Below are 24,454 nucleotides of genomic sequence, written 5' to 3' on the forward strand. Positions count from 1 at the left end.
TCAAACCCCGGTCGCCGGGATACCGGTGCGTTCCACCTTGCGGGGCGCGGAAATCTCTTTCCACCTCGACAGCGCCCGGTTGACCGCCGCATTCGGCTCGCGGCCGACGAACTCGCCATGACCGGGCTTGGCCTTGACCTCGGCCTCCTGGATCGACAGTTCGCCGCGCGAGAACACGAAGCGCGGCAGGCCGGTCACCTCGAACCCTTCGAAGACATTGTAGTCGATGACGGACTGCTGCTTCTTCGAGGAAATCTTCTTCTTCCGCTTCGGATCCCAGACGACGATGTCGGCATCCGCGCCTTCGACGATGGCGCCCTTCTTCGGATACATGTTGAGGATCTTGGCGATGTTGGTCGAGGTCACCGCGACGAACTCGTTCATCGTCAGCCGGCCGGTGTTGACGCCCGTCGTCCACAGCACCGGCATGCGGTCTTCAAGCCCGCCGGTGCCGTTCGGGATCTTGGTGAAATCGCCGACGCCGTTGCGCTTCTGCTTGGTGGTGAAAGCGCAATGGTCGGTCGCCACCACCTGCAGCGAGCCCGCCTGCAGGCCGGCCCACAGCGAATCCTGGTGCCATTTGTTGCGGAAGGGCGGGCTCATCACGCGGCGCGCCGCATGATCCCAGTCCTTGTCGAAATACTCGCTCTCGTCCAGCGTCAGGTGCTGGATCAGCGGTTCGCCGAACACCCGCATGCCCTTCTGGCGCGCCCGGCGGATCGCCTCATGGCTCTGCTCGCAGGAGACATGCACGACATAGAGCGGCACGCCTGCCATGTCGGCGATCATGATGGCGCGGTTGGTCGCCTCGCCTTCCACCTCAGGCGGTCGCGAATAGGCGTGGCCCTCGGGACCGTTGTTGCCGGCGGCCAGCAGCTTCTGCGACAGGGCAGCAACGACGTCGCCATTCTCGGCATGCACCAGCGGCAGCGCGCCAAGGTCGGCGCAGCGCTGGAACGACGCGTACATCTCGTCGTCATCGACCATCAGCGCGCCCTTGTAGGCCATGAAATGCTTGAACGAGGTGATGCCCTTGTCGACGACAGTGGCCATCTCGTCGAACACCTGCTTGCCCCACCAGGTGATCGCCATGTGGAAGGAATAGTCGCACGACGCCTTCGAGGTCTTGTTGTCCCACATCTGCAAGGCTTCGAGCAGCGACTGCTGCGGCGCCGGCAGGCAGAAATCGACCACCATGGTGGTGCCGCCGGCAAGCGCTGCACGCGTGCCGGATTCGAAATCATCGGCCGAATAGGTGCCCATGAATGGCATTTCGAGATGCGTGTGCGGGTCGATGCCGCCCGGCATGACGTAGCAGCCGGCGGCGTCGAACTCGTGGTCGCCATGCAGGTTGGAGCCGATGGCGACGATCTTGCCATGCTGCATCAGCACATCGGCCTTCCACGTGCGGTCGGCGGTGACGATGGTGCCGTTCTTGATGACTTTGGTCATTTTTCTTGTTCCCTTGTTCTCTTCGCGCTTCTTTGCGAGCGGCGTTTGAATCCGGATCTTTGGTTCACTCCACGATGACAGCCGTCTCCACCACGGCATGGAACAGCACGTCGGCGCCAGCCGAGGCCCATTCCTTGGTGATCTCTTCCGCCTCGTTGTGGCTGAGCCCGTCGACGCAGGGGCACATCACCATGGCGGTGGGCGCGACGCGGTTGATCCAGCAGGCGTCATGGCCGGCGCCGGAGACGATGTTGCGATGGGAATAGCCGAGGCGTTCGGCGGCATCGCGGATCGCCTTGACGCAACCAACATCGAAGGTCACGGGGTCGAAAGCGCCGACCTGCTCGATCTCGTACCGGATGTCGAGCGCTTCGCAGATCGTGTCGATACCTTCGCGGATGCGGCCGTCCATGGCATCCAGCACTTCCTTTTCGGGCGAGCGGATGTCGATGGTGAAGACGGTGCGGCCGGCAATGATGTTGCGCGAGTTGGGAAACACCTCCATGTGGCCGACCGCGCCGACGGCGTCCGGCTGGTAGTCCATGGCGATCTCGTGCACCAGTTCGATCACCCGCGCCATGCCCAGCCCGGCATTGCGGCGCTTCGGCATCGGCGTCGAGCCGGTATGCGCTTCCTTGCCGGTCAGCGTCACCTGTAGCCATTTCAGGCCCTGGCCGTGGGTGACGACGCCGATGTCGATGCCCTCGTCCTCGAGGATCGGACCCTGTTCGATATGCAGTTCGAAGAAGGCGTGGATCTTGCGCTCGCCGACCTTCTCGCTGCCTTTCCAGCCGATGCGCTCGAGCTCTTCGCCGAATTTCTTGCCTTGCTTGTCGACATGCCCGTAGACATCGGCCTGCTCGAGCACGCCGGCGAACACACCGGACGCCATCATCGCCGGCGCGAAGCGCGCGCCTTCCTCGTTCGTCCAGTTGGTGACGACGATCGGATGTTTGGTCTTGATGCCGAGATCATTGAGCGAGCGCACCACTTCAAGCCCGCCCAGCACGCCAAGCACGCCGTCATATTTGCCACCGGTCGGCTGCGTATCGAGATGGCTGCCGACATAGACCGGCGGCAGGCTGGGGTCGGTGCCTTCGCGGCGGGCAAACATCGTGCCCATTTCGTCGACGCCCATTTCGAGCCCAGCCGCATCGCACCAGCGCTTGAACAGGTGCCGGCCCTCACCGTCCTCGTCGGTCACGGTCTGGCGATTGTTGCCGCCGGCAATGCCGGGGCCGATCTTCGCCATTTCCATGATGGAATCCCACAAACGGTCTGAATTGATTCGCAGATTCTCGCCGGGTGCGGCCATTCAAAGTCCTCTCATTTCATATACTGGTCGGGCGGCGGTTCCCGCCGCCACCCGTCCAGGCAAAGCAGATTTAGTCTATCGACCTCAGCACATCGCGCACATGGTCGATCAATTCGTTGATCTGGCCCTTGGTGATGATCAGCGGCGGCGACAGCGCGATGATGTCACCGGTGGTGCGGATAAGCGCGCCGCGCTCGAACGCCTTGACGAAAGCCGAGAAGGCCCGCTTGGTCGGCTGGCCGGCAATCGGCGCCAGCTCGATCGCACCGATCAGGCCGATGTTCCTGATGTCGATGACGTTCGGCTCGCCTTTCAGCGAATGCAGTGCGTCTTCCCAATAGGGCGCCAACTCCTCGCCACGGGTCAGCAGGCCCTCTTCCTTGTAGGTGTCGAGCGTGCCGAGTGCGGCTGCGCAGGCGATCGGATTGCCCGAATAGGTATAGCCGTGGAAGAACTCTATCATGTGCTCGGGGCCGGTCATGAAGGCGTCGTGGATTTCCTTCTTCACGAACACCGCGCCCATCGGGATGACGCCGTTGGAGACGCCCTTGGCGGTGGTCATGATGTCGGGCGTGACGCCGAAATAATCGGCTGCGAACGGCGTGCCGAGGCGGCCGAAACCGGTGATGACCTCGTCGAAGATCAACAGGATGCCGTGCTTGGTGCAGATCTCACGCAGCTTCTGCAGATAGCCCTTCGGCGGCAGGATGACCCCGGTGGAGCCGGCGACCGGCTCGACGATGACGGCGGCGATGGTCGAGGCGTCATGCAGGGCGACGATGCGCTCCAGTTCGTTGGCGAGTTCCGCGCCGTACTCCGGCACGCCCTTGGTGAAAGCGTTCTTTTCCGGCAGATGCGTGTGCGGCATATGGTCGACGCCGCCGAGCAGCGTGCCGAACATCTTGCGGTTGGTGACGATGCCGCCGACCGAGATGCCGCCGAAATTGACGCCGTGATAGCCGCGCTCGCGGCCGATCAGGCGAGTACGGGAGCCCTCGCCCTTCACGCGGTGATAGGCGATCGCCATCTTGAGCGCGGTTTCGACCGATTCCGAGCCGGAATTGGTGAAGAAGACATGGTCCATGCCCTTGGGCGCGAGGTCGACCAGGCGGTTGGCCAGTTCGAACACGATCGGATGGCCCATCTGGAAGGCCGGCGCATAGTCGAGCTCGGCGGCCTGGTGCTGGATCGCCTCGGTGATCTTCGGACGGCAGTGGCCGGCATTGACGCACCAGAGTCCGGCGGTGCCATCGAGAACCTTGCGGCCGTCGCTGGTCGTGTAATGCATGTCCTTGGCGGACACCATCATGCGCGGCGCCTGCTTGAACTGCCGGTTTGCCGTGAACGGCATCCAGAATGCACTGAGATCGTTCGGCGTGACTTTCAGCCGGTTGGACATGACCAAGACTTCCCCTTGTAAACTGTTTCGGTGCGCCCAACGCTTGGTCTTTGCTGCGTTTTCATGCTACGCAAATTTTTGACCGATTGGACAAACGTTAGCACCGCCCTGTCGGCGGTCAAGGGATTACTAGCGGAAATGCGGCACCTGAAGTGCGTTCCACAGGCTAGGGAAAAACTGGTCCAGAGAATTGGTCCAGATGACCCTCAACGCGAGGGCTGGCAACGGTGACCACCGGCACGGACCACCCTCGCCGCACCCGCATCCAACAGGAAAAGCGCGAACTGATCCTGGAGGCGGCGCTTGAGGTCTTCTCCACCAACGGCTTTCGCGGCTCGACCATCGACCAGATCGCCGAAGCCGCCGGCATGTCGAAGCCCAACCTGCTCTATTATTTCCGCCGCAAGGAAGACATCCACGAGACGCTGATGCAGCGCCTGCTCGACACCTGGCTGGCGCCGCTGCGTGAACTCGACGACATCGGCGATCCCCTCACCGAACTGCGCAGCTACATCAGGCGCAAGCTGGAGATGGCGCGCGATTTTCCGCGCGAGAGCCGGCTGTTCGCCAACGAGATCCTGCAAGGCGCGCCGCGCATCATGCCGCTGCTGGCCGGCGAGCTGAAGACGCTGGTCGACGAGAAGGCCGCCGTCATCAAGGGCTGGATGCGCGCCGGCAAGATCGCCCGGACCGACCCCTGGCACCTGATCTTTTCGATCTGGGCAACGACACAGCATTATGCCGATTTCGACGTCCAGGTCCGCGCCGTGCTCGGGCCCAACCGCGGCGGCGACGGTCGCTTCGAGGATGCCGCCCGCTTCCTGGAACAACTGTTCCTCGACGGGCTGAAGCCAAAGACCTGACGCTTCAGGCGCTGCGCCGCTCGGCCGGCAGCGCGTCCAGCAATGTCTGCAGCTTGGCGACCGAGTTCTGCTCGGCAAGCGGCGTGTAGACGATCAGCTTCATGTCGGAGCCGTCGCCGATCGACAGGCTCATATGCTCGAAGGTCATGGCGCCCGCGCTCGGGTGCCGGACATGCTTCACCCCCGACAATCGGTGCGCGACGTCGCGCTGCGGCCACCAGTTGCGAAACTCCGGGCTCGAGCGCGTCATCAACTCGATCAGCCGCTCGAAATCCGGATCGCCGACATAGCGGGCGCTCGCGGCCCGGAACGAAGCCAGCACTGTGCGCGCCAATTCCTCCCAGTCGACCAGCAGGCGCCGGTGGTGCGGGTTGGTGAACACCATGTGGACGATGTTGCGGGCATCACCCTCCAGCAGGCCGTAGTCGCCGAACACCGCGACGGCCGCCGGGTTCCAGGCCAGCACGTCCCAGCGCCGCCCGACGACATAGGCCGGCTGCAGCACCAGGCTCTGCAGCATGTGCAGCAAGGGGCCATCGACCTTTTCCGGCGCCACGGCACGGCGCTCCGGCTGCTGGCGGTCGGCGAGGATGAACAGATGCTGTTTTTCGGCCGCGTCGAGGCGCAATGCTTCGGCAAGCGCCGTCAGCACCTCCACCGAGGGCCTGACCTCCCGCCCCTGCTCCAGCCATGTGTACCAGGTCGTGCCGACACCGGCGATCATCGCCACCTCCTCGCGCCGCAAGCCGGGCGTGCGCCGCCTGAGACCGGTGGCGATGCCTGTGGCCGAGGGCGTCAGCCTTTCGCGGCGCGAGCGCAGGAAGGCGCCGAGTTCGCGCCGGCGGCTGTCTTCAGCGGAGTGCGTGGGGGCCGAGTGGGGTTGGGACTCCATGCGCTTATTATAGCAGTATTGATACCAGGATAAAGTTTGAACTGTTTGGCTCGCGCTAACTGCCCCATCTTCCGTTCAGAGCAACAGAACGGAGGCTCTGGACATGGAACTCAAAGACAAGACAATCCTCATCACTGGCTCAACCGACGGCGTTGGCCGCGTCGTCGCGCAACGGCTCGGCGCCGCTGGCGCCCGTGTGCTGGTGCATGGCCGCGATGCGACGCGCGGCAAGGCTGTTGTCACCGAGATCGAAGCAGCCGGCGGCAAGGCCGAGCTTCTGGTTGCCGACCTCTCTTCGCTGGCCGAAGTGCGCCGGCTTGCCGAAGCGGTGCGCGCCCGGACGAACCGGCTAGACGTCCTCATCAACAATGCCGGCATCGGCACGGCGGGCCAAGGTGCCAAAAGGCAGGTCAGCGCCGACGGCTACGAACTGCGCTTCGCTGTCAATTATCTCGCCGGTTTCCTGCTGACATCGGAGCTTCTCCCACTGCTGAAGGCGAGCGCTCCAGCGCGCATCGTCAATGTCGCCTCGGCGGGACAGCAGGCGATCGACTTCAGCGATGTCATGCTGACCCGCTCCTATGGCGGTGTCCGCGCCTACTGCCAGAGCAAACTGGCGCAGATCCTGTTCACCATCGACCTTGCGGAGCAGCTGAAAGGCACCGGCGTCACCGTCAACGCGCTGCATCCGGCGAGCTACATGAACACCACCATGGTCCGGCAGGCAGGCGTAACGCCATGGAGCTCGGTCGAAACCGGCGCCGACGCCATACTCAACCTCGCAACCTCACCCGCGCTCGACGGGAAAAGCGGCCTGTATTTCGACGGCCTGCGGGAATCCCGTGCCGACGCCCAGGCCTATGACGCGAGGGCAAGGCAACAGTTGCGAGCCTTGAGCCTCGATCTTATCGGCCCGGCCTCCCCCACATCGAAGGAACAGCATTCATGACCAAGACAATCGAACATGCCGTCATCATCGGCGGCTCGTCCGGCATCGGCCTGGCGACGGCGCGCAAGCTGCTCGGCCCGGGCATGAAGGTGACCATTACCGGGCGCAACGAAGAGAAACTGAAGAGCGCTTGGAAAAGCCTTGGCGGCGCTGCCGAGAAGGCTGCTTTCGACGCCTCGAAGCCGGATGAGGTCCGCCAGTTCTTCGAGCGCCTCGGTCCTTTCGACCATCTGGTGCTTGCGGCCAGCGGCGGCAAGGGCCTTGGCCCCTTCCCAACACTTGACCTGAGCGACATCGGCAGTGGCGTCGACGAGAAAGTCCGCCCGCAGCTGTCCTGCCTGCAGGCGGCCTTGCCGACGCTGAACAAGGCCGGATCGGTTACCTTCATCTCGGCGGTCTCGGCGCAGCTCGCAACGCCCGGCGTCGCCGGCATCGCCGCCATCAACGGCATGCTTTTGACCGTGGTGCCGATCCTGGCACTGGAACTGAAGCCGCTGCGCGTCAATGTCGTCGCGCCCGGCGTCATCGACACGCCCTGGTGGGATTTCCTGGCCGAGGAGCAGAGGCAGGCTATCTTTGCCGACTATGCCGGCAAGACGCCGGTTGGCCGCATCGGCCGTGCCGAAGACGTCGCCTCGGCAATCGCCTTTCTCGTCTCCAACGGTTTCATGACCGGTCAGGTCCTGACCTGTGACGGCGGCCTGCGGTTTGCGGCGTAACAGGCTGCTCCGGAACATAGGAATAATCAGGCGTATCAGCCCCATACATCTTGTTGTCGATCGCTTCCTGCCAACTGGAGTCGGCATCGGACGGTGAAATGTCGGCGGCCCCGTGGCGGGAGGAGCGGGAATGAAGCCAACTTGGCGTGATCTCTCGAACCAATTGTGCAAAGCGTCCCATCGAACCGTTCCTTTCCTTGCCCTTTCCAGATGCGCGATCGGGGTGCGCTTCGGCCGGACCTAGAGCTGACTTTTCAGCCAGGCGAGCGTTTCGGCAACACCGGCCAGCCCGTACTGCGCGGTGGTATGCGCAGGTGGCTTGACCCGTATCGACAGGCCGCCGGCATCATTGACGGCCTCGAAGCCGTTTTCATCCGAGGTGTCGTCGCCCAAGAAGACCGGGCGGCGGCCCACAAATGGCGCGATGTCCATGAAGCGCCGGATCGCGGCGCCCTTGGCGGCCTCGAGCGGCAGCAGTTCCACACCGGCATTGCCGGGAACCACGCGGTAGCCCTTTGGCAGCGTGGCCAGCGCCTGCTCGACAAGCTGCGTCGCGCGGGGAAGCAGGTGCGGGGCAGCGCGCGTGTGGATGGCCAGCACCCGTCCTTTGCGCTCGATATAGGCCCCACGACCGAGCTCGGCTTGGATCTCGTCGGCAAGCGCCGCGATATCCGCCGGCTCGCCGGCGACTTCGACGTCGTCGTCCGGCAACAGCCTGTGTTCCAGGCCATAAAGCCCGGCTGCGCGCAGCTTCAAAGGCTGAAACAGCTGATCCGCTGCCGCAACGGAGCGGCCTGTGATGAAGGCCAATGCCCCGTTCAGCTTGCGATCCAGCCCCTGCAGCAAGGAGCGAAGCTCGTCGCTGACCGAGACGGCGTCGGGGTGTTCCGCATGTTCCAGCAGCGTGCCGTCAATGTCGAGGAACAACGCCCATTCGCCAGTCAGCAAGGCCGGCGGCTTTTGCAGGCTCTCGCTGGCAATTTTTTTCAGGCTCTCGCTCATAACCAGGGTCTCGCTCATAACATTGCCACCCGTTTGCGTTCGAACATGGATACGACATTGTCGATGCCGGGCGGCCGGTCGCCAGCACCGGTTACCCGATCGAGGTCACCGCGCTTGCGCAGGCGCGCCGCGTCCAGAAGCATGCTGCCGGCCCAGCGATAGACATTGTTGTCGCGGACCATCTGCCGCATCGGCCGCATGCGCTCGCGCTGTTCGTCCGGCGTCATGGTCAGTGCCTGCAGCAACGCCTCGCTCATCATGGCCGCGTCGTAGGGGTTGACGATCAGCGCCTCCAGCAATTCGCGCGAGGCACCGGCGAATGTGCTGAGCATCAAGACGCCCTGTTCGTCTTCGCGGGCCGCGACGAATTCCTTTGCGACCAGGTTCATGCCGTCATGCAGGCTGGTGACCATGCATATGTCGGCGGCGCGATAGATCTCATAGACCTGTTCCTGCGAGTGATGTTCGGCCACCATGATCACAGGCCTGTAACCCTCGCTGCCATAACGCTGGTTGAGCTCCTCGGCATAGTGGTGGCATTCGTCGTGGAGTAGCTTGTAAGCCGGCAGCGTGCCGCGGCTGGGCGCCGCGATCTGCAGGAAAGACAGCTTTCCGATCCATTCAGGGTATCGCTTGAACAATTCGTCCAGCGCCTGAAACCGATCCAGAATGCCTTTGGTGTAGTCGAGACGCTCGACGCCTACGGCCAGCTTCACATCCGCTTTCAGTCCGAACCTGTTCCGCAGGCGGGCGCGGCAGTCATCGACATCAGGCAATTTTGCCAGCAGGTCCGCCGGCCATTCGATCGAAATGGGATAGGCGTGCACCAGCGTCGTCTGCCCGCCATAGGAGATCGCCGCATCCGCCCGCTCGATGCGGCTTTCCAGGAAGCGATCGACGCTTTCAGTGAAATTGTTGGCGTGGAACTGGGTGTGGAAACCGATGATCGAGCTGCCGAGCAGCCCCTCAAGGATGCGCTCACGCCACGGACAGATGCTGTACACTTCCGAATTCGGCCATGGGATGTGCCAGAAGGTGATGACGATCGCCTCCGGCAGGCGCTCGCGGATCATGCGCGGCAGCAGCGCGAAGTGGTAGTCCTGGACCAGCACGATCGGCCGCTCGTTGCGCGCTTCGGCCACCACCGTGTCGGCGAACTTCCGGTTGACGGCCTCATAGGCCTCCCAGTCCGAGGCGCGAAAAATCGGTCGGGTGAAGGCGATATGGCAAAGCGGCCAGAGGCCCTCATTGGCGAAGCCGAGATAGTAACCCTGATGCTCTTCCTCCGTCAGCCAGACCCGGCGCAGCGTGTAGGACGGATGGCCGGGCGGCACCTGTACCCGGTCGTCCTGGTCGACCGTCAGACGGTCCGCGGTTCCACCGCCATAGGCGATCCAGGTGCCGCCACAGGCGCGCGTGATCGGCTCGAGCGCCGACACCAGCCCGCTGGCCGGCACCAGCAATTCGACGCCATCATCCCTGATGTTGTGGATATAGGGTTCGCGGTTGGACACCACGATGACCTGCGCCTCCGGCAGGTCGTCGGCCAGTATCTTGCGCAATGTTTCGGGCGACCACGTCACCAGCGCAGCATCGGCCGATTGACCATTCTTTTCGAATTCCCGGATCACCTTGCGCGCCGCTTCCGCGGCCACGTCTTCGCCCGCTGTATGCGCAACCGCCGGAGGGTGACTGCGGCGCTGCCGCGATAGAGAGAAGAAAACGGCAAAAGCGGAAAAACCGAGGCTCGCGAGGATTAGAACCCAGAGCAGGTCCGCACCGTAATTTGTCATGGGAATGCCAACTCACCTCCGGCCGTTCGGCGGCCGTTTTGTTCGTGTTTCCGATTTGAAACTGTCCGCGGCGACAGGGGTCGCCGTCCGGACCTGTATTTTGCAACGCACAAAGCCCGGATCGGTTCCGCCAATTTTGTTCGAATCATGTTCTGACGATGAGCGGCACCAGCCCTTCATGGCGGTCGGCGAGGAAAGCGACGACCCGGTCGCCGACGCGCTGGAAAGTGAGATCGACCACTTGTTCGCCAACGCCCAGGTGGCGAAGCGTGAGCGTGTCGATGCCGATCGGCAGCCTCGGGCGGGTAACTCGGATTTCGCCATCCCAGCCGTCGATCTCCAGGCCAAGGCACGCCTGCATCAGCATGAAGGCGGAGCCTGCCGACCACGCTTGCGGCAGGCAGGCGACGGGATAGGCGATGGGTGCTTCGCCCGGCGCGCGGGTAAAACCGCAGAACAGTTCGGGCAGCCGCATGTTGAAATGGACCGCGGATTCGAACGTGCCGCTCATCAGGCGGACCACGCTTTCACGCTCGCCATAACGCGCCAGGCCGGCACCGCACATGGCGGTGTCATGCGGCCAGATCGAGCCATTGTGGTAGGACATCGGGTTGAAGAACACGGCATCGTCGGCAAGCGTTCTCAGCCCCCAGCCGGAATGGAAGGAGGCGGAAAGAAGCTGGTCTGCGACCATCTGCGCCCGCGCCGGCTCAGGCAATCCGACAAGGAGGAGATGGCCCGCATTCGAGGTCCGCACCTTGCAGGGTTCGCCTTCGCCATCGATCGCCAGGGCGTAGAAGCCGAGATCGTCGAGCCAGAAGTCGCGTTCCACGGCCACCCGCATGGCCTCGGCGCGGTCCTCCCAGTGATCGGCCTTGTCGTCTTCGCCACGGCGGCGGGCAAGCTTGGCCAGCCCCCGAAAGGCGGCAAAGACATAGCCCTGCACTTCGACCAGCGCGATCGGGCCCTTGGGAATGCGGCCATCGGCATGAAAGACGGAATCGAAACTGTCCTTCCATCCCTGGTTGGCGAGACCGGACTCGGCGGCCCGCTGGTAGGTCACGAAGCCGGTCTCTCGGCCCGCCTCCTCCGTCCATTCGGCCGCGGCGCACAGCGACGGCCACAGGCTGTCGATGAACGCCATGTCACCGGTACGATCGGCATAGGCGCAGGCGAGATGGATGTAGAGCGGCGTCGTATCGACGCCGCCATAGTAGCGGCCGAAGGGAAGCTCCCGCAGCGCCGCCATCTCGCCCTTGCGCGTCTCGTGCATGATCTTGCCCGGCTGCGAATCGCTGAACGGCGACGTCTCCGTCGCCTGGTGCTGGGCGAGGAAGGCCAGCACGCCTCGTGCCAGGCCCGGATTGAGCCACAGCATCTGCAGCGCCGAGATGACGCCGTCACGGCCGAACGCCGTCGAGAACCAGGGAATTCCGGCATAGGGATAGGGTCCGGTCGCAAGCTCGGTGGTCAGCAGCGCGACATCGGCACGGGCACGCTCGACCCAATCGTTGAAGACGCGACCAGAACTGTGCACCGTCGCGCCATGGCGACGCTTGGCCCGCATGCCAAAGCGCGCCCGGGCGGCAGCGGCGCGGAAACGGTCGCGATCGGGCGGCTCGGCCAACTCGGGACCAACCTCGACATACAGCACCATGCTGCTGCGCTTGGTCACGGCAAGCAGGAAATCGGCGCGGTCGGCCGTCAGCTGGTCCGGTGCTTGCGAGAACGATATCGCCGATGCGCGCGCCAGCCCGTCCAACCCGTCATAGCGCAGCAGAACGGATGTCGCGTCCATTTCGGCCACATGCGCCATCCCACGGCGCAGCCGTGTCGAGCCGCGCACTTCGAACATGTCGCGGAAATCGGCGGCAAAGTGCAGGGAAACGCCGATTGTCGAGGTTTCCCGGCTGTAGTTGGAAAGTGTGATGCGTTCGAACAGCCTGTCTTGCCACAGCAGCCTGACGCGTTCGACATGAATGGCGCCCTGCGGAATGTCGCGACCGGCGGCACTTTGCATCGGCAGATTGGTCAGGTTGGTGGTGAACAGCACATTGTCCTGGCTGAGCGAAGCGCCTAGCAGCGATGTCTGCCGGCCGCCGACGGTCAGCCGGAATTCGGAGAGCACCCGTGTGTCGTCGCGGAAGAAACCGTCGCCGGCGCCGCGTATGTCGCCATAGGCATCAGCAACCGCAAAGCAGTCGCCCTGCTTGAGCGCAAACAGCCGGTGCGGCTCGCGAGGAGCGGTCGCGTCGAGCGATGCAAGCGCAACCGCAGGATCGAGCTGGCGCTCATCGAGTAGGGCCATTGGTCACAGATCCCCGTTGTTGCGGTCTTGCCGCTGGTGCACACCGCTGCTCACGACGCTTTCGCCTCGCTCGGGACGCCGATCAGCCGCGCATAGGCGGCTAGATAGTCGCCGGCCATTCTTCTGGCGGAAAACCGCTTTTCGAAAACCGCTCTCACCTTTCGCCTGTCGAGTTGCAGCAGGTCAGGCACCGCTGCGACCGCGCCATCCACCGACTCCGCGATGAACCCGGTCACGCCGTGATCGATGATTTCCGGCAGTGCACCGCAATTCCAGCCGATCACCGGCGTGCTGCAGGCCATTGCCTCGATAGCGACAAGGCCGAACGGTTCCGGCCAGTCGATCGGGAACAGCAAGCCGGCCGCCTTGCCGAGAAATTCCGCCTTCTGGTGCTCCTCGATCTCGCCGACATAGACGATGCGATCGCCGTCGATCAACGGCTCGACCACCTCATGGAAATAGGCGCGATCGTCGTCGCCGATCTTTGCCGCAAGCTTCAGCTTGAGCCCCGAGCGCATCGCGATCTCGATGGCACGGTCGGGGCGCTTGTCGCGTGAAAACCGGCCGAGGAAGGCAAGATAGGGTTCTTCCGGTGTCGCCCCGAAAGTGGGTTCGTAGATACCGGTCGGCAGTCCGTGGTGGATCGTCGCCAGCCAGTTGGCCTTGGCTAGGCCTGCCTTCTGGCTGTGCGAAATGGAAATCAGGGGAAAACGCGGGAAACGCTCATAGGTGGGCGCCAGGTCGACATAGTCCAGCCTGCCATGCGGCGTCGTCACCGTCCGCTCGGCAATGTCCTCGAAGAAGGAAAAGTGCAGGAAGTGGCTGAGGTGGAAGTGGATGACGTCAAACTCTCGCGCCCGGTCTCGCACCTGCGCCAACATCGAAAGATGTGCCGCAATCTCGGATTTCAGCGGGCGCGGGTCGAGGCGAAGGGCGCACTCCCGGCCAGCCACCAGCTTCGCGGAGGTCTGGCTGTCGCCACTGGCAAACAGTGTCACCTCATGGCCCAAATCGACCAGCGCTTCGGTCAGATACGAGACGATGCGCTCGGTGCCGCCATAGAGTCTGGGCGGCACCGATTCATAAAGCGGCGCGACATGGGCTATTTTCATATTTCATCCTGGATGCTCGGCATACAGGTGCGAAATGCGTCAACGGCTGGATTGGTTCCGATTTAATGATGGATGCCGTCGGCACCACACTGCCGAACTCGGCATGGAGCCGCATCAAGCAGACTGCGCGATCAGCGTCAGAAAACTACCACTCAGCGCGACATTGCCGACGAAGCCGTTGATGCGCGACGCACGGTCCGCGCCCTGATGGTCCCAGAAATTGTGGAACATCGGCGTAGCGACGATCAGGAACAGCAGCAGCACCGATGCAGCAATTGCCGTCCACAGGCCGGCGATCACCAGCACACCGGCAGCGACCTGAAGCACGATGCCGAGCCACAGCGCCAACCGCGCCTGCGGCACGCCGCGCGCGGCCATCAGTTGGGTCAGGAAGGCCGCGTTCTGGATGTTGCGCAGGCCGGCGAAGACGAAGGCGCCGCCGAGCAAAAGGCGGCCGAGAAACAACAGTGTCGAAGGCAAATCGGCAGGCATCAAACTCTCCCTTTGAAAACGATTGGAGCGCCGCCTTCTCGACGGCGCTCCAAAACACAATCCGGACAATCAGGCGGCCTTGGCCGCCGGCATCGGATGAATGGCCTGGAACGGGATGCACAGCCGGTTCCAGGTGTTGATCATGCCGAGCGCAACGGACAGCTTGACCAGTTCCTCTTCCGAGAAATGCTCGAGTGTCGTTGCATAGAGTTCGTCCGGCACGCCATTGTTGGCGATCAGGGTGACGGCCTCGGTCCAGGCCAAGGCGGCGCGTTCGCGCTCGGAAAACAGCGGCGATTCCTTCCAGGCCGAAACCAGATAGAGCCGCTGCTCGGTCTCGCCGTCACGCCTCGCCTCACGGCTATGCATCTCGACGCAGTACGAGCAGCCATTGATCTGCGACGCCCTGAGCTTGATCAGGTGCAGCAGGCTCTCCTCGAGCCCGCATTCGTCCACCGCCTTGTTGAGCGCCGACACCGCCTTCATGATCTCCGGCGCCCTGGCGAAAAATTGCAGCCTCTGTTTCATCTTGATGTCCTTTACGCTTGCTTGGTTGAACTGGATTTCTGCGGCCGCTGATGGCGCTCGACGAAGGCGCAGCTCGCGGCAAGCGATCTGGGGTCGCCTTCTGCCGCGTAAGTGGCCACGATATCCGACAGCTTTGCCTCGGCGAGTGCGGCGCGATAAGCCCGTTCGGCCTTCAGCATCGCGGCATTGATGCCGCAGGGTTTAACGTAGGCTGAGGCGTCGAACGTGACCGGACCGTTGCGGCGGATTTCGCCACAGCGAAAAGCCGGCTCGCGCCCTTCGACCGCCAGCACGATATCGAGCAGCGAAATCCGCTCGGCCGGCCGCGCCAGCCGGTAGCCGCCGGCCGGTCCCGAGACCGATTCCAGGATGCGCGCCGCGCTCAGCATGTTGAGATGCTTCAGCAGATAGCTTGGCGACAGGCCAAAGGCCTCCGCCATGGCGGAGGCCGCCATGGTGCTGTTGCCCTCGACGCCGGCCAGCATGGCGGCGCAGTGGATGGCTGCTTCAACGCCCTCGCCCAGCTTCACTGTGTTGGTCTCCAATTCATGGATATCTCTTATCGTGGATAATTTTTATCTGCAATAAGAAAATGAAAAACGGCGCCCGAAGGCGCCGTTTTTTCGTTGAGCGCCGGCCCCTACTCCGCCGCTACCTTGGCCATCGGATTGTTCGGGTGCGTCGTCCAGTTGGCGTAGATCGGCGACACCGGCTTGCCGGTGCGCTGGTCCATCACGCCGGCGGCCAGCGGCTCCATGGTGATGCAGTTCTCGACCGGGCAGACATTGACGCACAGATTGCAGCCGACGCATTCAGCCTCGATCACTTCGAAGTGCCTGACGCCGTCGACCATGCTGGTGATCGCCTGGTGCGAGGTGTCCTCGCAGGCGATGTGGCAGCGGCCGCATTTGATGCAGGCGTCCTGGTCGATACGCGCCTTGGCGACGTAGTTGAGGTTGAGATATTGCCAGTCGGTGACATTGGGCGTGGCGCGGCCGACAATGTCGTCCAGCGAGGCATGGCCTTTCTCGTCCATCCAGTTTTCGAGGCCGGCGATCATCTCCTGCACGATCTTGAAACCGTAGGTCATCGCCGCCGTGCACACCTGCACATTGCCGGCGCCGAGCGCCATGAACTCGGCCGCGTCACGCCAGGTGGTGATGCCGCCTATGCCGGAGATCGGCAGGCCGTGCGTTTCCGGATCGCGCGCGATCTCGGCCACCATGTTCATGGCGATCGGCTTCACCGCCGGGCCGCAATAGCCGCCATGCGAGCCCTTGCCGTCGATGGTCGGTTGCGGCGCGAAACTATCGAGATCGACGCCGGTGATCGAGTTGATGGTGTTGATCAGCGACACGGCGTCGGTGCCGCCGGCGTGTGCCGCGCGCGCGGGCTTCCTCACATCGGTGATGTTGGGCGTCAGCTTGGTGATGACAGGCATGCGGGTGTTCTGCTTGCACCAGCGCACGACCATTTCGATGTATTCCGGCACCTGGCCGACGGCGGCACCCATGCCGCGCTCCGACATGCCGTGCGGACAACCGAAATTGAGCTCGATGCCGTCGGCCTCCGTCTCCTCGACCACCGGCAGGATCGCCTTCCAGGCCTCCTCGACGCAGGGTACCATCAGCGAAACGACGATGGCGCGGTCGGGCCAGTCCTTCTTGACCTGCTTGATCTCGCGCAGATTGACCTGCAGGTCGCGGTCGGTGATCAGCTCGATGTTGTTGAGGCCGAGCAGGCGGCGGTCGGCGCCCCAGATCGCGCCATAGCGCGGGCCGTTGACGTTGACCACCGGCGGACCTTCCTCGCCCAGCGTCTTCCACACCACGCCGCCCCAGCCGGCCTTGAAGGCGCGGATGACGTTGTAGGCCTTGTCGGTCGGCGGCGCCGAGGCCAGCCAGAACGGATTTGGCGATTTGATGCCGACGAAATTGTTGCGGATGTCTGCCATGACAGGTCCCTTTCAGCCGAGACGAAGGAGCAGTTCGACGGGTGCGAGAATGCCGCCTTCAAGCGCGGCGGTGATATTGGCGACCTTGGTGCGGGCGTCCTCGCCCATGATCAGGCCGACGCCGGGCGGCGGCTTCCTGCCTTCCGCTTGCGCGGCGGCCATTCGAGCACGTATTGTCGCGAAGAACTCGACGGCAAAAGCGCCGCGTGGCCGTTCAGCGGTCACCGAGAACCCCGCGGCGACTGCCGCCGAGCGATAGTCGTCCGGCGTAGCGACGAAGGACATGGTTTCATCGGACGCCCATGGCAACGGATAGGTCAGCGCTCCGTCCTTCAGCCGCATGACATCGTAGACGGCGAAGACACCGCCCGACCGCAACACGCGGGCAGCCTCGCTCATCAGCTTCGGCTTGTCGGGAAGGTTCATGCCGACATGCAGGATCATTGCCGCATCGAAGCTGGCATCGGCGAATGGCATGTCCAGCGCGCTGCCTTGCACGAAGCGCGTCTTGTCGGCCAATCCGGTTCGCTTCGACAGGCTGGTGGCGATATCGACATAGCTTTGCGTCAGGTCGATGCCGGTAACATCGGCGCCGATGCTGTTCGCGACAAAGCGGGCCGGACCGCCGACACCGGATCCGATATCGAGAAGCTCGGCCCCTGGCTTCAACCCCATCCGATCGATGAGTTCCCTGGTGGCGGCGACACCGCCAATATGGAATTCGTCGACCGCTTCGAGATCGCCGGCACGCAGATGGGCAATTTCCACGCCGGTATCGGCGAGCGCGGCAAGGATCCGCTGCTCTAAACCCGATATGTCGTAGTGACGGGCGATGCCCGGTTCCACCGTAGCCATGATCCCTATCCCTGCGTGAGACTCCTGTTGATGCTCTCCGCCGCGTCGCGGCCTTGCGCCACGGCCGAGACGGTCAGGTCGTCGCCGCCGAAGATGCAGTCGCCGCCGGCCCAGACTTTCGCCAGCGAGGTGCGTCCTTCCGCATCGACCTTGATGCGGCCGGCTTCGAGGTCGATCGACGCACCGCTGCCGTTGAGCGCGGCCGGCACAAAACTCTGGCCGATTGCCTTGAACACCTGGTCGGCGGTGAGCGTCAGCATCTCGCCGGTGCCGGCAAGCCTGTCGCCGTTCATGGCGGTGTATTCGAGTTCGATGGCCGATACCTTGCCCCCGTCGACGATTACCCGCTTCGGCTGCAGCCAGTGGCGGATGGTGACGCCATTGGCGGCGGCCAGATCCTGTTCGAACCCGGAAGCGTTCATGTGCTCCTGGCCGCGCCGGTAGCAGATCGTCACCTCCTCGGCGCCGAGCAGTTTCGACTGCACGGCCGCGTCGATCGCCGTCATGCCGCCGCCGATGACGACCACGCGGCGGCCCACCGGCAGGCCGGAAAGGTCACTGGCCTGACGCAGTTCGGCAATGAACTCGACCGCATTGATGACGCCGTCGGCGTCCTCGCCATCGGCGCGCAGCGCATTGACGCCGCCAAGCCCCATGCCGAGAAACACCGCGTCGTAGTTGCGGATCAGGTCGGACAGCTGGTAGTCGCTGCCGAGCGCCTTGCCGTTCTGGATGTCGATGCCTCCGATCGCGGTCACGTAGTCGACTTCGGCCTGGGCGAAATTGTCGACGCTCTTGTAGGCGGCGATGCCGTATTCGTTGAGGCCGCCGGCCTTCGGCCGCGCTTCGAGGATGGTCACGTCATGGCCATGGCGGGCGAGCCGATGCGCGGCGGCAAGCCCAGCCGGGCCGGCGCCGACCACGGCGACCGTCTTCCCGGTCGGCTCGGCGCGTGGATAAAACTGCTTGTTCTCGCCCATGGCGACATCGGTGGCGTAGCGCTGCAAGCGGCCGATCTGCACCGGCTTGCCTTCCGCCACCTCGCGCACGCAGACTTCTTCGCACAGCGTCTCGGTCGGGCAGACGCGCGCGCACATGCCGCCCAGGATGTTCTGGTCGAAGATGGTCTTGGCTGAACCGATCGGATTGCCGGTCGAGATCTGGCGGATGAACAGCGGAATGTCGATCGAAGTCGGGCATGCATTCATGCACGGCGCATCGTAGCAGAAATAGCAGCGGTCGGATTCGACCAGCGCCTCGTGGTGATCGAGCGGCGGGTGCAGGTCGGAAAAATTGTCCGCATATTGGTCGGCCGAGAGCCTGCCGCCTGCAATGCCTTCCCTGAATTGGCCTTCTGGCATCGTCAGTTCCCCATGTTTTGTTTTGGGGAAGGCTAGCACGTTTTATTTTTTTATCAATTGGTCAATTTTCGACGCAAGCCCCTGAAAAGGCTGGACAATAACATGATTTTTTCACTCATATTATTGCGACTGCGGTTGCGTTTGCAGCGGGAGCGAATGGGCGGGCTCAAGTCCGTGGCCATGGATAGCCCGGACCTCCTCCGCGACCAGTTGCTGCAATCGCCACAGGTTGCGGTCGTGGATGCCGAACGCTTCGAGGTGGCTGATTGTGTTGTAAAGATATTCGGCGCCGGATCCGATATGCCCGCAGGCTCTGGCCAGCACGCTCGCCACCTTGTCCAGCGGCTGGTTCAGCGACGTTCCCCTGCCCTTCACGCCGACCCAAAAGCCAAGCGCGCGCAGCGCGCCTTGCGGCGTATGCACCGGCAGCCACCTGACCGTGTCGATGCTTTCGTGGTCACTGATCTCGCGCCGCAGCAGCCTTTCGATCTGGGCCGGTTTTTCGCCCTCCGGCAAGCGATAGATCACCCCCTTGCAGCGTCCGCCCCGCTCGAGCGCCATCATCAAACCCGGCTGCTCGGCGCTGCCGCGCCAACGCACAATGTCGAGGCAGAAAGAGCGGTGCCAGCCAAAGGCAGTGGCCAGCTGTTGCTCGACCGACTCGAATTCCGGCTTCCAGATTAGCGATCCGTAGGCAAACACCCATAGCGGCCCCTCGTCGGCTTCCTCAGACAGCCGCAAGGCAAGGGTGCGGAAATCCTCGTCGTTCAACTCCGTCCAGCTCGGGTCCGGACCGGGATCGGCCTCTTCCCGATGGCACAGTGCGACAAGCTCGGGCGTGAGCGACATCAAGCGCATGAACGACAACCCCTCATCACCGCAGAGAAATCGAAAACCGCGGGGCGCGCAACCGGGGAACGCTTGGCATGTAGAGACATTGTTGTTCGGGCGGTGTCGGATTTCTGTCGTGAAGATCGTCCTAGGATGGATCGGACGACGATCGATGCATGAAAGGTGAGGAGACCGAAAATGCCAAAATCCCCGATGCCCTTCTTCTGGTACGAATTGATGACCACAGATCTCGACGCCGCCGAGGCGTTCTACCCCAAGGTGGTTGGCTGGACGGCGCAGCCTTTCGACGTGGCGCCCGGCATGCCGCGCTATGTCGTCATGAATGTCGGCGAACGTGGCGTCGGCGGCCTGATGACGATGCCCGAGGATGCCGCCAAGATGGGCATGCCGCCCGCCTGGCTCGGCTATATCCACACCAAGGATGTCGATGCCGCAACGGCATCACTGGAGGAAGCCGGCGGCACCGTTCACCGCCAGCCCGACGACATTCCCGGCGTCGGCCGCTTTGCCGTCGTCGCCGATCCGCAGGGCGCGACCTTCATGTTCCTGCAGCCGAACGGCCCCGACCAGCCTGTCGTGCCGGCCAGCACGCCGGGCCATATCGGCTGGCACGAGCTCTATACGAGTGACTGGAAGGCCGCGTTCGATTTCTATTCCGACCAGTTCGGCTGGGTCGATGCCGGCGATTTCGACATGGGCCCGATGGGCACCTACCAGACCTTCACGGCCGGCCCCGAATCCGGCGGCGGCATCATGAACAAGCCGCAGCAGATCCCCGTGCCGGTCTGGCAGTTCTACTTCAATGTTCCGGCCATCGATGCGGCGGCCAAACGGGTGACCGACAATGGCGGCAAGATCCTGATGGGGCCGATGGAGGTCCCCGGCGGCAGTTGGATCGTGCAGTGCCAGGACCCGCAAGGCGCACACTTCGCCTTGATGGCGCCGGTCCGCTGACGGCGATAAACACCGCTGGTACAAAGCGCCGGCCCTTCATCGCACCACCGATGAAGGGCTGTATTCCTCTGCTTGGCGACCGATTTATTCCGGCGCCAGCACCGCGACCTTCAGGTCCGCCTTTTTCGCACCGCTGAACTGGACGGTGGCCGGGCCGGGCGCAAGCTTGAAGCGCACGCTCTTGCGGATGCCGGGGCAGGTTTTCACGCCGCTATAGCCCGCCGACTTGATGGCGTGGCCATCCTGAATAACATCGACCCAGGCCTCGCCTGACAGACTTATCTGGATGGCTCCCTTAGGCGGCACTTCCACGCTGGCGACGGCGCCAAACGTGTCTGAGGCCGGGGCACGTTCGGGTGCCAGTGCGAAGCCGGCCTTCTCCACCGGCACAAGTGCCAGATCCGCGGCAGCGCCCACCGCCAGCGTTGCTCCCGACGGTGTTGCCGGGGCGGCGGCAAACAGCGCCTGTTCCCGCGTGACCGGCCACTTGAAGGCCTCACAGCCGGCCTCCTCGGCTATGGCGAAGCTGGTACTTGCAAGGATTGCGAACAGGCTGATGACGAGTTTTTTCATGGCAAAGGGAACCCACATGTTCGGAACAGCCATCCATCGATACAACCATTGCGATACAAATGCAACCTTGACGAGAAAAATATGAAAGGTCAGGGCGGGAACATTTCCGGTCACCGATTGTTGATGGCGGACCATGGGAAGTGAATGGTCCGATGCCCGGAGATAATCTACGGCCGGTCCGGGAGGCTAAACGGAGTTTTAGATGAAGCTTTTCGAAAGCCTCGCCAAATACCAGCCGCAAGCCCTGGGCATGCTGCGCATCGTGACCGCGCTGCAATTCATCGAACACGGCACCCAGAAATTGTTCAATTTTCCTGTCAGCGACCAACCCCATGCGCTCACTGGGTTGACGATCGCCGCTGGAATTCTCGAATTCGCCGGCGGCATTCTGCTGGCGCTGGGCCTGTTCACCCGACCTGTCGCGTTCCTTCTGGCCGGCGAAATGGCGATCGCGTATTTCATGGCGCATATGCCGCGCGACTTCTTCCCGGTCAACAACGGCGGCGATTTGGCAATCTCGTTCTGCTTCATCTTCCTTTATCTGTTCTTTGCCGGCGCCGGCGCCTTCGCGCTGGACAACCGCCGCAGCACGTAGCACCTTGATAATTTGAATAATGCGCGCCTAGGCTTCAGGCGCGCATCCTTTCGAAATTGGCGTCGAACAGCGGCGCCGGCTGCATGCGCGCCGCATGGCGTTTGCCCAGCAACTCGATCTCGAAGCCGTCGCTCTCATCGGCGATCTCCTTCGGCACGTAGCCGACGGCGACGGATTTCTTCGAGTGATGTGCATAGCCGCCCGAGGTCACCCAGCCGCGCACCGCACCGTCGAACCAGATCGGCTCGTCACCGATGACATCGGCGTCGTCGGCCTCGACGATGAAGGCACGCAGGCGCAATTTGCCGCCCTGCTTGCGCTCGGCGAGAGCCGCGGCCTTGCCGATGAAGTCGGCGTCCTTGCCATAAGCGACGAAGCGGTCGAGCCCGGCTTCCAGCGGACCGTAGATCGGCCGGTATTCGCGCGCCCATGAGCCGTAGTTCTTCTCCAGCCGCAGCGCGTTGAGCGCACGCGAGCCGAACAGGCCGATGCCGAATTCCTCACCCGCAGCCATCAGGGCCTGGAAGGCGGCGCGCTGATACTCCGGCGCTACCCACATCTCGTAGCCGAGATCGCCGGTGTAGCTGACGCGGCCGACCAGGCACGGCGCCATGCCGATATCCATCCTGCCAATGGCCATGAACGGAAATGCCGTATTGGAGACATCCGAGCGTGTGGCCTTTGCCAGCACATCGCGCGCCTTCGGCCCGGCGATCGACAGGCCGGTGAGCTTCGCGCCCAGCGCCTCGATGCGCACCGAACCGTCGTCAGGCAAGTGCTTCTCGAACCAACGCATATGGTATTGCTCGGCGATGCCCGAACCGGCGAGGAACCAGCCTTCCCCATCTCGATCAAGAGGGGCAAGATTGGCCAGCGTGAAGTCGCCGATCAGCCTGCCATCTTCCTTCAGCATAGGCGCCAGCGTCATGCGGCCGGGCTTCGGCAGCTTGCAGGCAAGCATCCGGTCGAGCCAGGCGGCCGCCCCCTCGCCCGTCACCTTGTATTTGGCGAAGCTCGAAATCTCGGACAGGCCGACGCCGTCACGAACGGTCGCAACCTCCTTGGCGACCTGGGTGAAGTCGCTCGAGCGACGCCAGGAGAACTCGTCCTTGACGCCCTCCGGCGCGTACCAGAGCGGCACCTCCAGCCCGTAAGCAACGCCCCATTGCGCACCCTTGGCCGACAGCAGGTCGTAGATCGGCGTCGTCTTCAGCGGCCGCCCGGCGGGCAGCTCCTCATTGGGGAAGCGGATCGAAAAGCGTCTGGAATAATTCTCGCGCACCTTGGCGTTGGTGTAGGCCATCGTCGCCCAGTCGCCATAGCGCGCGACATCCATCGCCCAGATGTCGGCGCCGGGATCGCCCTCGATCATCCAGTTGGACAGAGCGAGGCCGACGCCGCCGCCCTGCGAAAAACCGGCCATGACGCCGCAGGCGACCCAGAAACCAGGCAGCCCGCGCACTGGCCCGACCAGCGGGTTGCCGTCCGGCGCGAAGGTGAAAGGGCCGTTGATGATCTGCTTGATGCCGGTGTTCTGGAAGGCCGGGAAATGCCGGAACCCAACCTCCAGCGACGGTGCGATGCGGTCGATGTCGGGCGCCAGCAATTCATGGCCGAAATTCCACGGCGTCTGGTATTCGGACCACGGCTTGTTGGCCTTCTCATAGGTGCCCATCAGCATGCCGCCGCGCTCCTGGCGCAGATAGAGCTCGCCGTCGAAATCGACCGCGTGGATGATCTCCGTGCCGGTCTTGGCGTTCCAGGCGGCTACCTCCGGCATATCCTCGGTGATCAGGTACATGTGCTCCATCGCCAGCACCGGCAGTTCGAGGCCAACCATGCGGCCGACCTCGCGCGCCCACAGGCCGCCGGCATTGACGACATGCTCGGCCACCACCTCGCCCTTGTTGGTGATGACCCGCCACAGCCCGTCGGCGCGCCGCACGATGTCCTCGACCTTGGTGAAGCGCTCGACCTCGGCGCCCAACTTGCGTGCGGCCTTGGCATAGGCATGGGTGACGCCCGACGGATCGAGATGGCCGTCCTCCTTGTTCCTGACGGCGCCGACGAACTGCTTGGGATCGAGCAGCGGCATGAGTTCGGCCGCTTCGTTGGGTGAGATCTCCTCGAGCTCGATGCCGAGATAGCGGCCCTTGGCAACAACACCGCGCAGCCAGTCGAGCCGCGCCTCGGTCGCCGCCAGAAGCACACCTCCGGTCAGATGCACGCCGGTCGCCTGGCCGGAAAGCTCCTCGATCTCCTTGTAGAGGCTAATCGTGTATTTCTGCAGCTTGGCGACGTTGGGGTCACCGTTGATGGTGTGCATGCCGCCGGCCGCGTGCCAGGTCGAGCCGGATGTCAGTTCGTCGCGCTCCAGCAGGACAACATCGGTCCAACCATGGCGGGCAAGATGGAACAGCACGGAGCACCCGACGACGCCACCGCCAATGACCACGACCTTTGCATGCGATTTCATGGATTCTTCT

22 protein-coding genes are annotated in these 24,454 nt (G+C 63.5%); 5 read left to right on the forward strand and 17 right to left on the reverse strand.

Features of this window, described 5'->3' with window-relative positions:
- The 3 genes from hydA to aptA form a co-directional block, all read right to left on the reverse strand.
- The gene (hydA, locus tag C8D77_RS23385; RefSeq protein ID WP_109668359.1) at positions 1–1,452 is read right to left on the reverse strand and encodes a dihydropyrimidinase; all 1,452 of its coding nucleotides are present in this window, start codon (positions 1,450–1,452) and stop codon (positions 1–3) included.
- 64 nt (positions 1,453–1,516) lie between these two features.
- Complete coding sequence (locus C8D77_RS23390; protein WP_109668362.1) at positions 1,517–2,767, reverse strand: Zn-dependent hydrolase; 1,251 nt, start codon at positions 2,765–2,767, stop codon at positions 1,517–1,519.
- 70 nt (positions 2,768–2,837) lie between these two features.
- The gene (aptA, locus tag C8D77_RS23395; protein ID WP_109668365.1) at positions 2,838–4,166 is read right to left on the reverse strand and encodes an omega-aminotransferase AptA; all 1,329 of its coding nucleotides are present in this window, start codon (positions 4,164–4,166) and stop codon (positions 2,838–2,840) included.
- A gap of 227 nt (positions 4,167–4,393) precedes the next feature.
- Here aptA and C8D77_RS23400 point away from each other — a divergent pair, with 227 nt between their 5' ends.
- The gene (locus C8D77_RS23400) at positions 4,394–5,029 is read left to right on the forward strand and encodes a TetR family transcriptional regulator C-terminal domain-containing protein (RefSeq protein ID WP_109668368.1); all 636 of its coding nucleotides are present in this window, start codon (positions 4,394–4,396) and stop codon (positions 5,027–5,029) included.
- 4 nt (positions 5,030–5,033) lie between these two features.
- On the opposite strand, the gene C8D77_RS23405 is transcribed toward C8D77_RS23400, so the two are convergent.
- Positions 5,034–5,921 (reverse strand): helix-turn-helix transcriptional regulator, encoded by an 888-nt coding sequence (locus C8D77_RS23405; RefSeq protein ID WP_109668371.1) that lies wholly within the window; start codon positions 5,919–5,921, stop codon positions 5,034–5,036.
- A gap of 103 nt (positions 5,922–6,024) precedes the next feature.
- On the opposite strand from C8D77_RS23405, the gene C8D77_RS23410 reads away from it, so the two are divergent.
- Together C8D77_RS23410 and C8D77_RS23415 are read left to right on the forward strand one after the other, a co-directional pair.
- Positions 6,025–6,870 (forward strand): SDR family oxidoreductase, encoded by an 846-nt coding sequence (locus tag C8D77_RS23410; RefSeq protein ID WP_109668374.1) that lies wholly within the window; start codon positions 6,025–6,027, stop codon positions 6,868–6,870.
- A complete protein-coding gene (locus C8D77_RS23415) occupies positions 6,867–7,589 on the forward strand; it encodes an SDR family oxidoreductase (protein WP_109668376.1) in 723 nt (240 codons plus the stop codon). Before C8D77_RS23410 ends, C8D77_RS23415 begins: the two co-directional genes overlap by 4 nt.
- 240 nt (positions 7,590–7,829) lie before the next feature.
- Here the strand turns inward: C8D77_RS23415 and otsB are convergent, their stop codons facing one another.
- The 11 genes from otsB to C8D77_RS23475 form a co-directional block, all read right to left on the reverse strand.
- Positions 7,830–8,609 (reverse strand): trehalose-phosphatase, encoded by a 780-nt coding sequence (otsB, locus tag C8D77_RS23425; protein ID WP_245468938.1) that lies wholly within the window; start codon positions 8,607–8,609, stop codon positions 7,830–7,832.
- Complete coding sequence (locus C8D77_RS23430; RefSeq protein WP_109668381.1) at positions 8,606–10,384, reverse strand: alpha,alpha-trehalose-phosphate synthase (UDP-forming); 1,779 nt, start codon at positions 10,382–10,384, stop codon at positions 8,606–8,608. Before C8D77_RS23430 ends, otsB begins: the two co-directional genes overlap by 4 nt.
- A gap of 145 nt (positions 10,385–10,529) precedes the next feature.
- Entirely contained in the window at positions 10,530–12,692 is a 2,163-nt protein-coding gene (locus C8D77_RS23435) for an amylo-alpha-1,6-glucosidase (protein ID WP_109668383.1), read from the reverse strand.
- 50 nt (positions 12,693–12,742) lie between these two features.
- Positions 12,743–13,804, reverse strand: a complete 1,062-nt coding sequence (locus C8D77_RS23440; protein WP_109668386.1) for a glycosyltransferase family 4 protein — start codon at positions 13,802–13,804, stop codon at positions 12,743–12,745.
- A 114-nt stretch (positions 13,805–13,918) separates the two neighbouring features.
- Positions 13,919–14,296, reverse strand: coding sequence for a DoxX family protein (locus C8D77_RS23445; RefSeq protein WP_109668388.1), 378 nt, complete (start codon positions 14,294–14,296; stop codon positions 13,919–13,921).
- Positions 14,297–14,365: 69 nt separating this feature from the next.
- Positions 14,366–14,824, reverse strand: a complete 459-nt coding sequence (locus C8D77_RS23450) for a carboxymuconolactone decarboxylase family protein (protein ID WP_109668390.1) — start codon at positions 14,822–14,824, stop codon at positions 14,366–14,368.
- Positions 14,825–14,835: 11 nt separating this feature from the next.
- A complete protein-coding gene (locus tag C8D77_RS23455; RefSeq protein WP_109668500.1) occupies positions 14,836–15,354 on the reverse strand; it encodes an RrF2 family transcriptional regulator in 519 nt (172 codons plus the stop codon).
- 110 nt (positions 15,355–15,464) lie between these two features.
- Positions 15,465–16,778: an NAD-dependent dihydropyrimidine dehydrogenase subunit PreA gene (gene preA / locus C8D77_RS23460; RefSeq protein WP_109668393.1), complete on the reverse strand. Its 1,314-nt coding sequence runs from the start codon at positions 16,776–16,778 to the stop codon at positions 15,465–15,467.
- A gap of 12 nt (positions 16,779–16,790) precedes the next feature.
- Positions 16,791–17,633, reverse strand: a complete 843-nt coding sequence (locus C8D77_RS23465) for a class I SAM-dependent methyltransferase (RefSeq protein ID WP_109668396.1) — start codon at positions 17,631–17,633, stop codon at positions 16,791–16,793.
- A 5-nt stretch (positions 17,634–17,638) separates the two neighbouring features.
- Positions 17,639–18,994 carry an NAD(P)-dependent oxidoreductase gene (locus tag C8D77_RS23470; RefSeq protein ID WP_109668398.1) on the reverse strand — a complete coding sequence of 452 codons (1,356 nt, stop codon included), beginning with the start codon at positions 18,992–18,994 and terminating at the stop codon, positions 17,639–17,641.
- A gap of 120 nt (positions 18,995–19,114) precedes the next feature.
- Complete coding sequence (locus C8D77_RS23475; RefSeq protein ID WP_109668401.1) at positions 19,115–19,852, reverse strand: gamma-glutamylcyclotransferase; 738 nt, start codon at positions 19,850–19,852, stop codon at positions 19,115–19,117.
- A gap of 171 nt (positions 19,853–20,023) precedes the next feature.
- On the opposite strand from C8D77_RS23475, the gene C8D77_RS23480 reads away from it, so the two are divergent.
- Entirely contained in the window at positions 20,024–20,800 is a 777-nt protein-coding gene (locus C8D77_RS23480; RefSeq protein ID WP_109668404.1) for a VOC family protein, read from the forward strand.
- An 84-nt stretch (positions 20,801–20,884) separates the two neighbouring features.
- Here C8D77_RS23480 and C8D77_RS23485 read toward each other — a convergent pair whose 3' ends face one another.
- On the reverse strand, positions 20,885–21,373 hold the full coding sequence (locus C8D77_RS23485) for a hypothetical protein (RefSeq protein ID WP_206532385.1): 489 nt from the start codon (positions 21,371–21,373) through the stop codon (positions 20,885–20,887).
- 202 nt (positions 21,374–21,575) lie between these two features.
- On the opposite strand from C8D77_RS23485, the gene C8D77_RS23490 reads away from it, so the two are divergent.
- The gene (locus C8D77_RS23490) at positions 21,576–21,968 is read left to right on the forward strand and encodes a DoxX family protein (RefSeq protein WP_109668406.1); all 393 of its coding nucleotides are present in this window, start codon (positions 21,576–21,578) and stop codon (positions 21,966–21,968) included.
- Positions 21,969–22,002: 34 nt separating this feature from the next.
- Here the strand turns inward: C8D77_RS23490 and C8D77_RS23495 are convergent, their stop codons facing one another.
- Entirely contained in the window at positions 22,003–24,444 is a 2,442-nt protein-coding gene (locus C8D77_RS23495; protein ID WP_109668409.1) for a GcvT family protein, read from the reverse strand.
- Between the last annotated feature and the right edge of the window lie 10 nt (positions 24,445–24,454).

This window comes from Mesorhizobium loti (genome assembly GCF_003148495.1).
Taxonomy (GTDB): Bacteria; Pseudomonadota; Alphaproteobacteria; order Rhizobiales; family Rhizobiaceae; genus Mesorhizobium; species Mesorhizobium loti.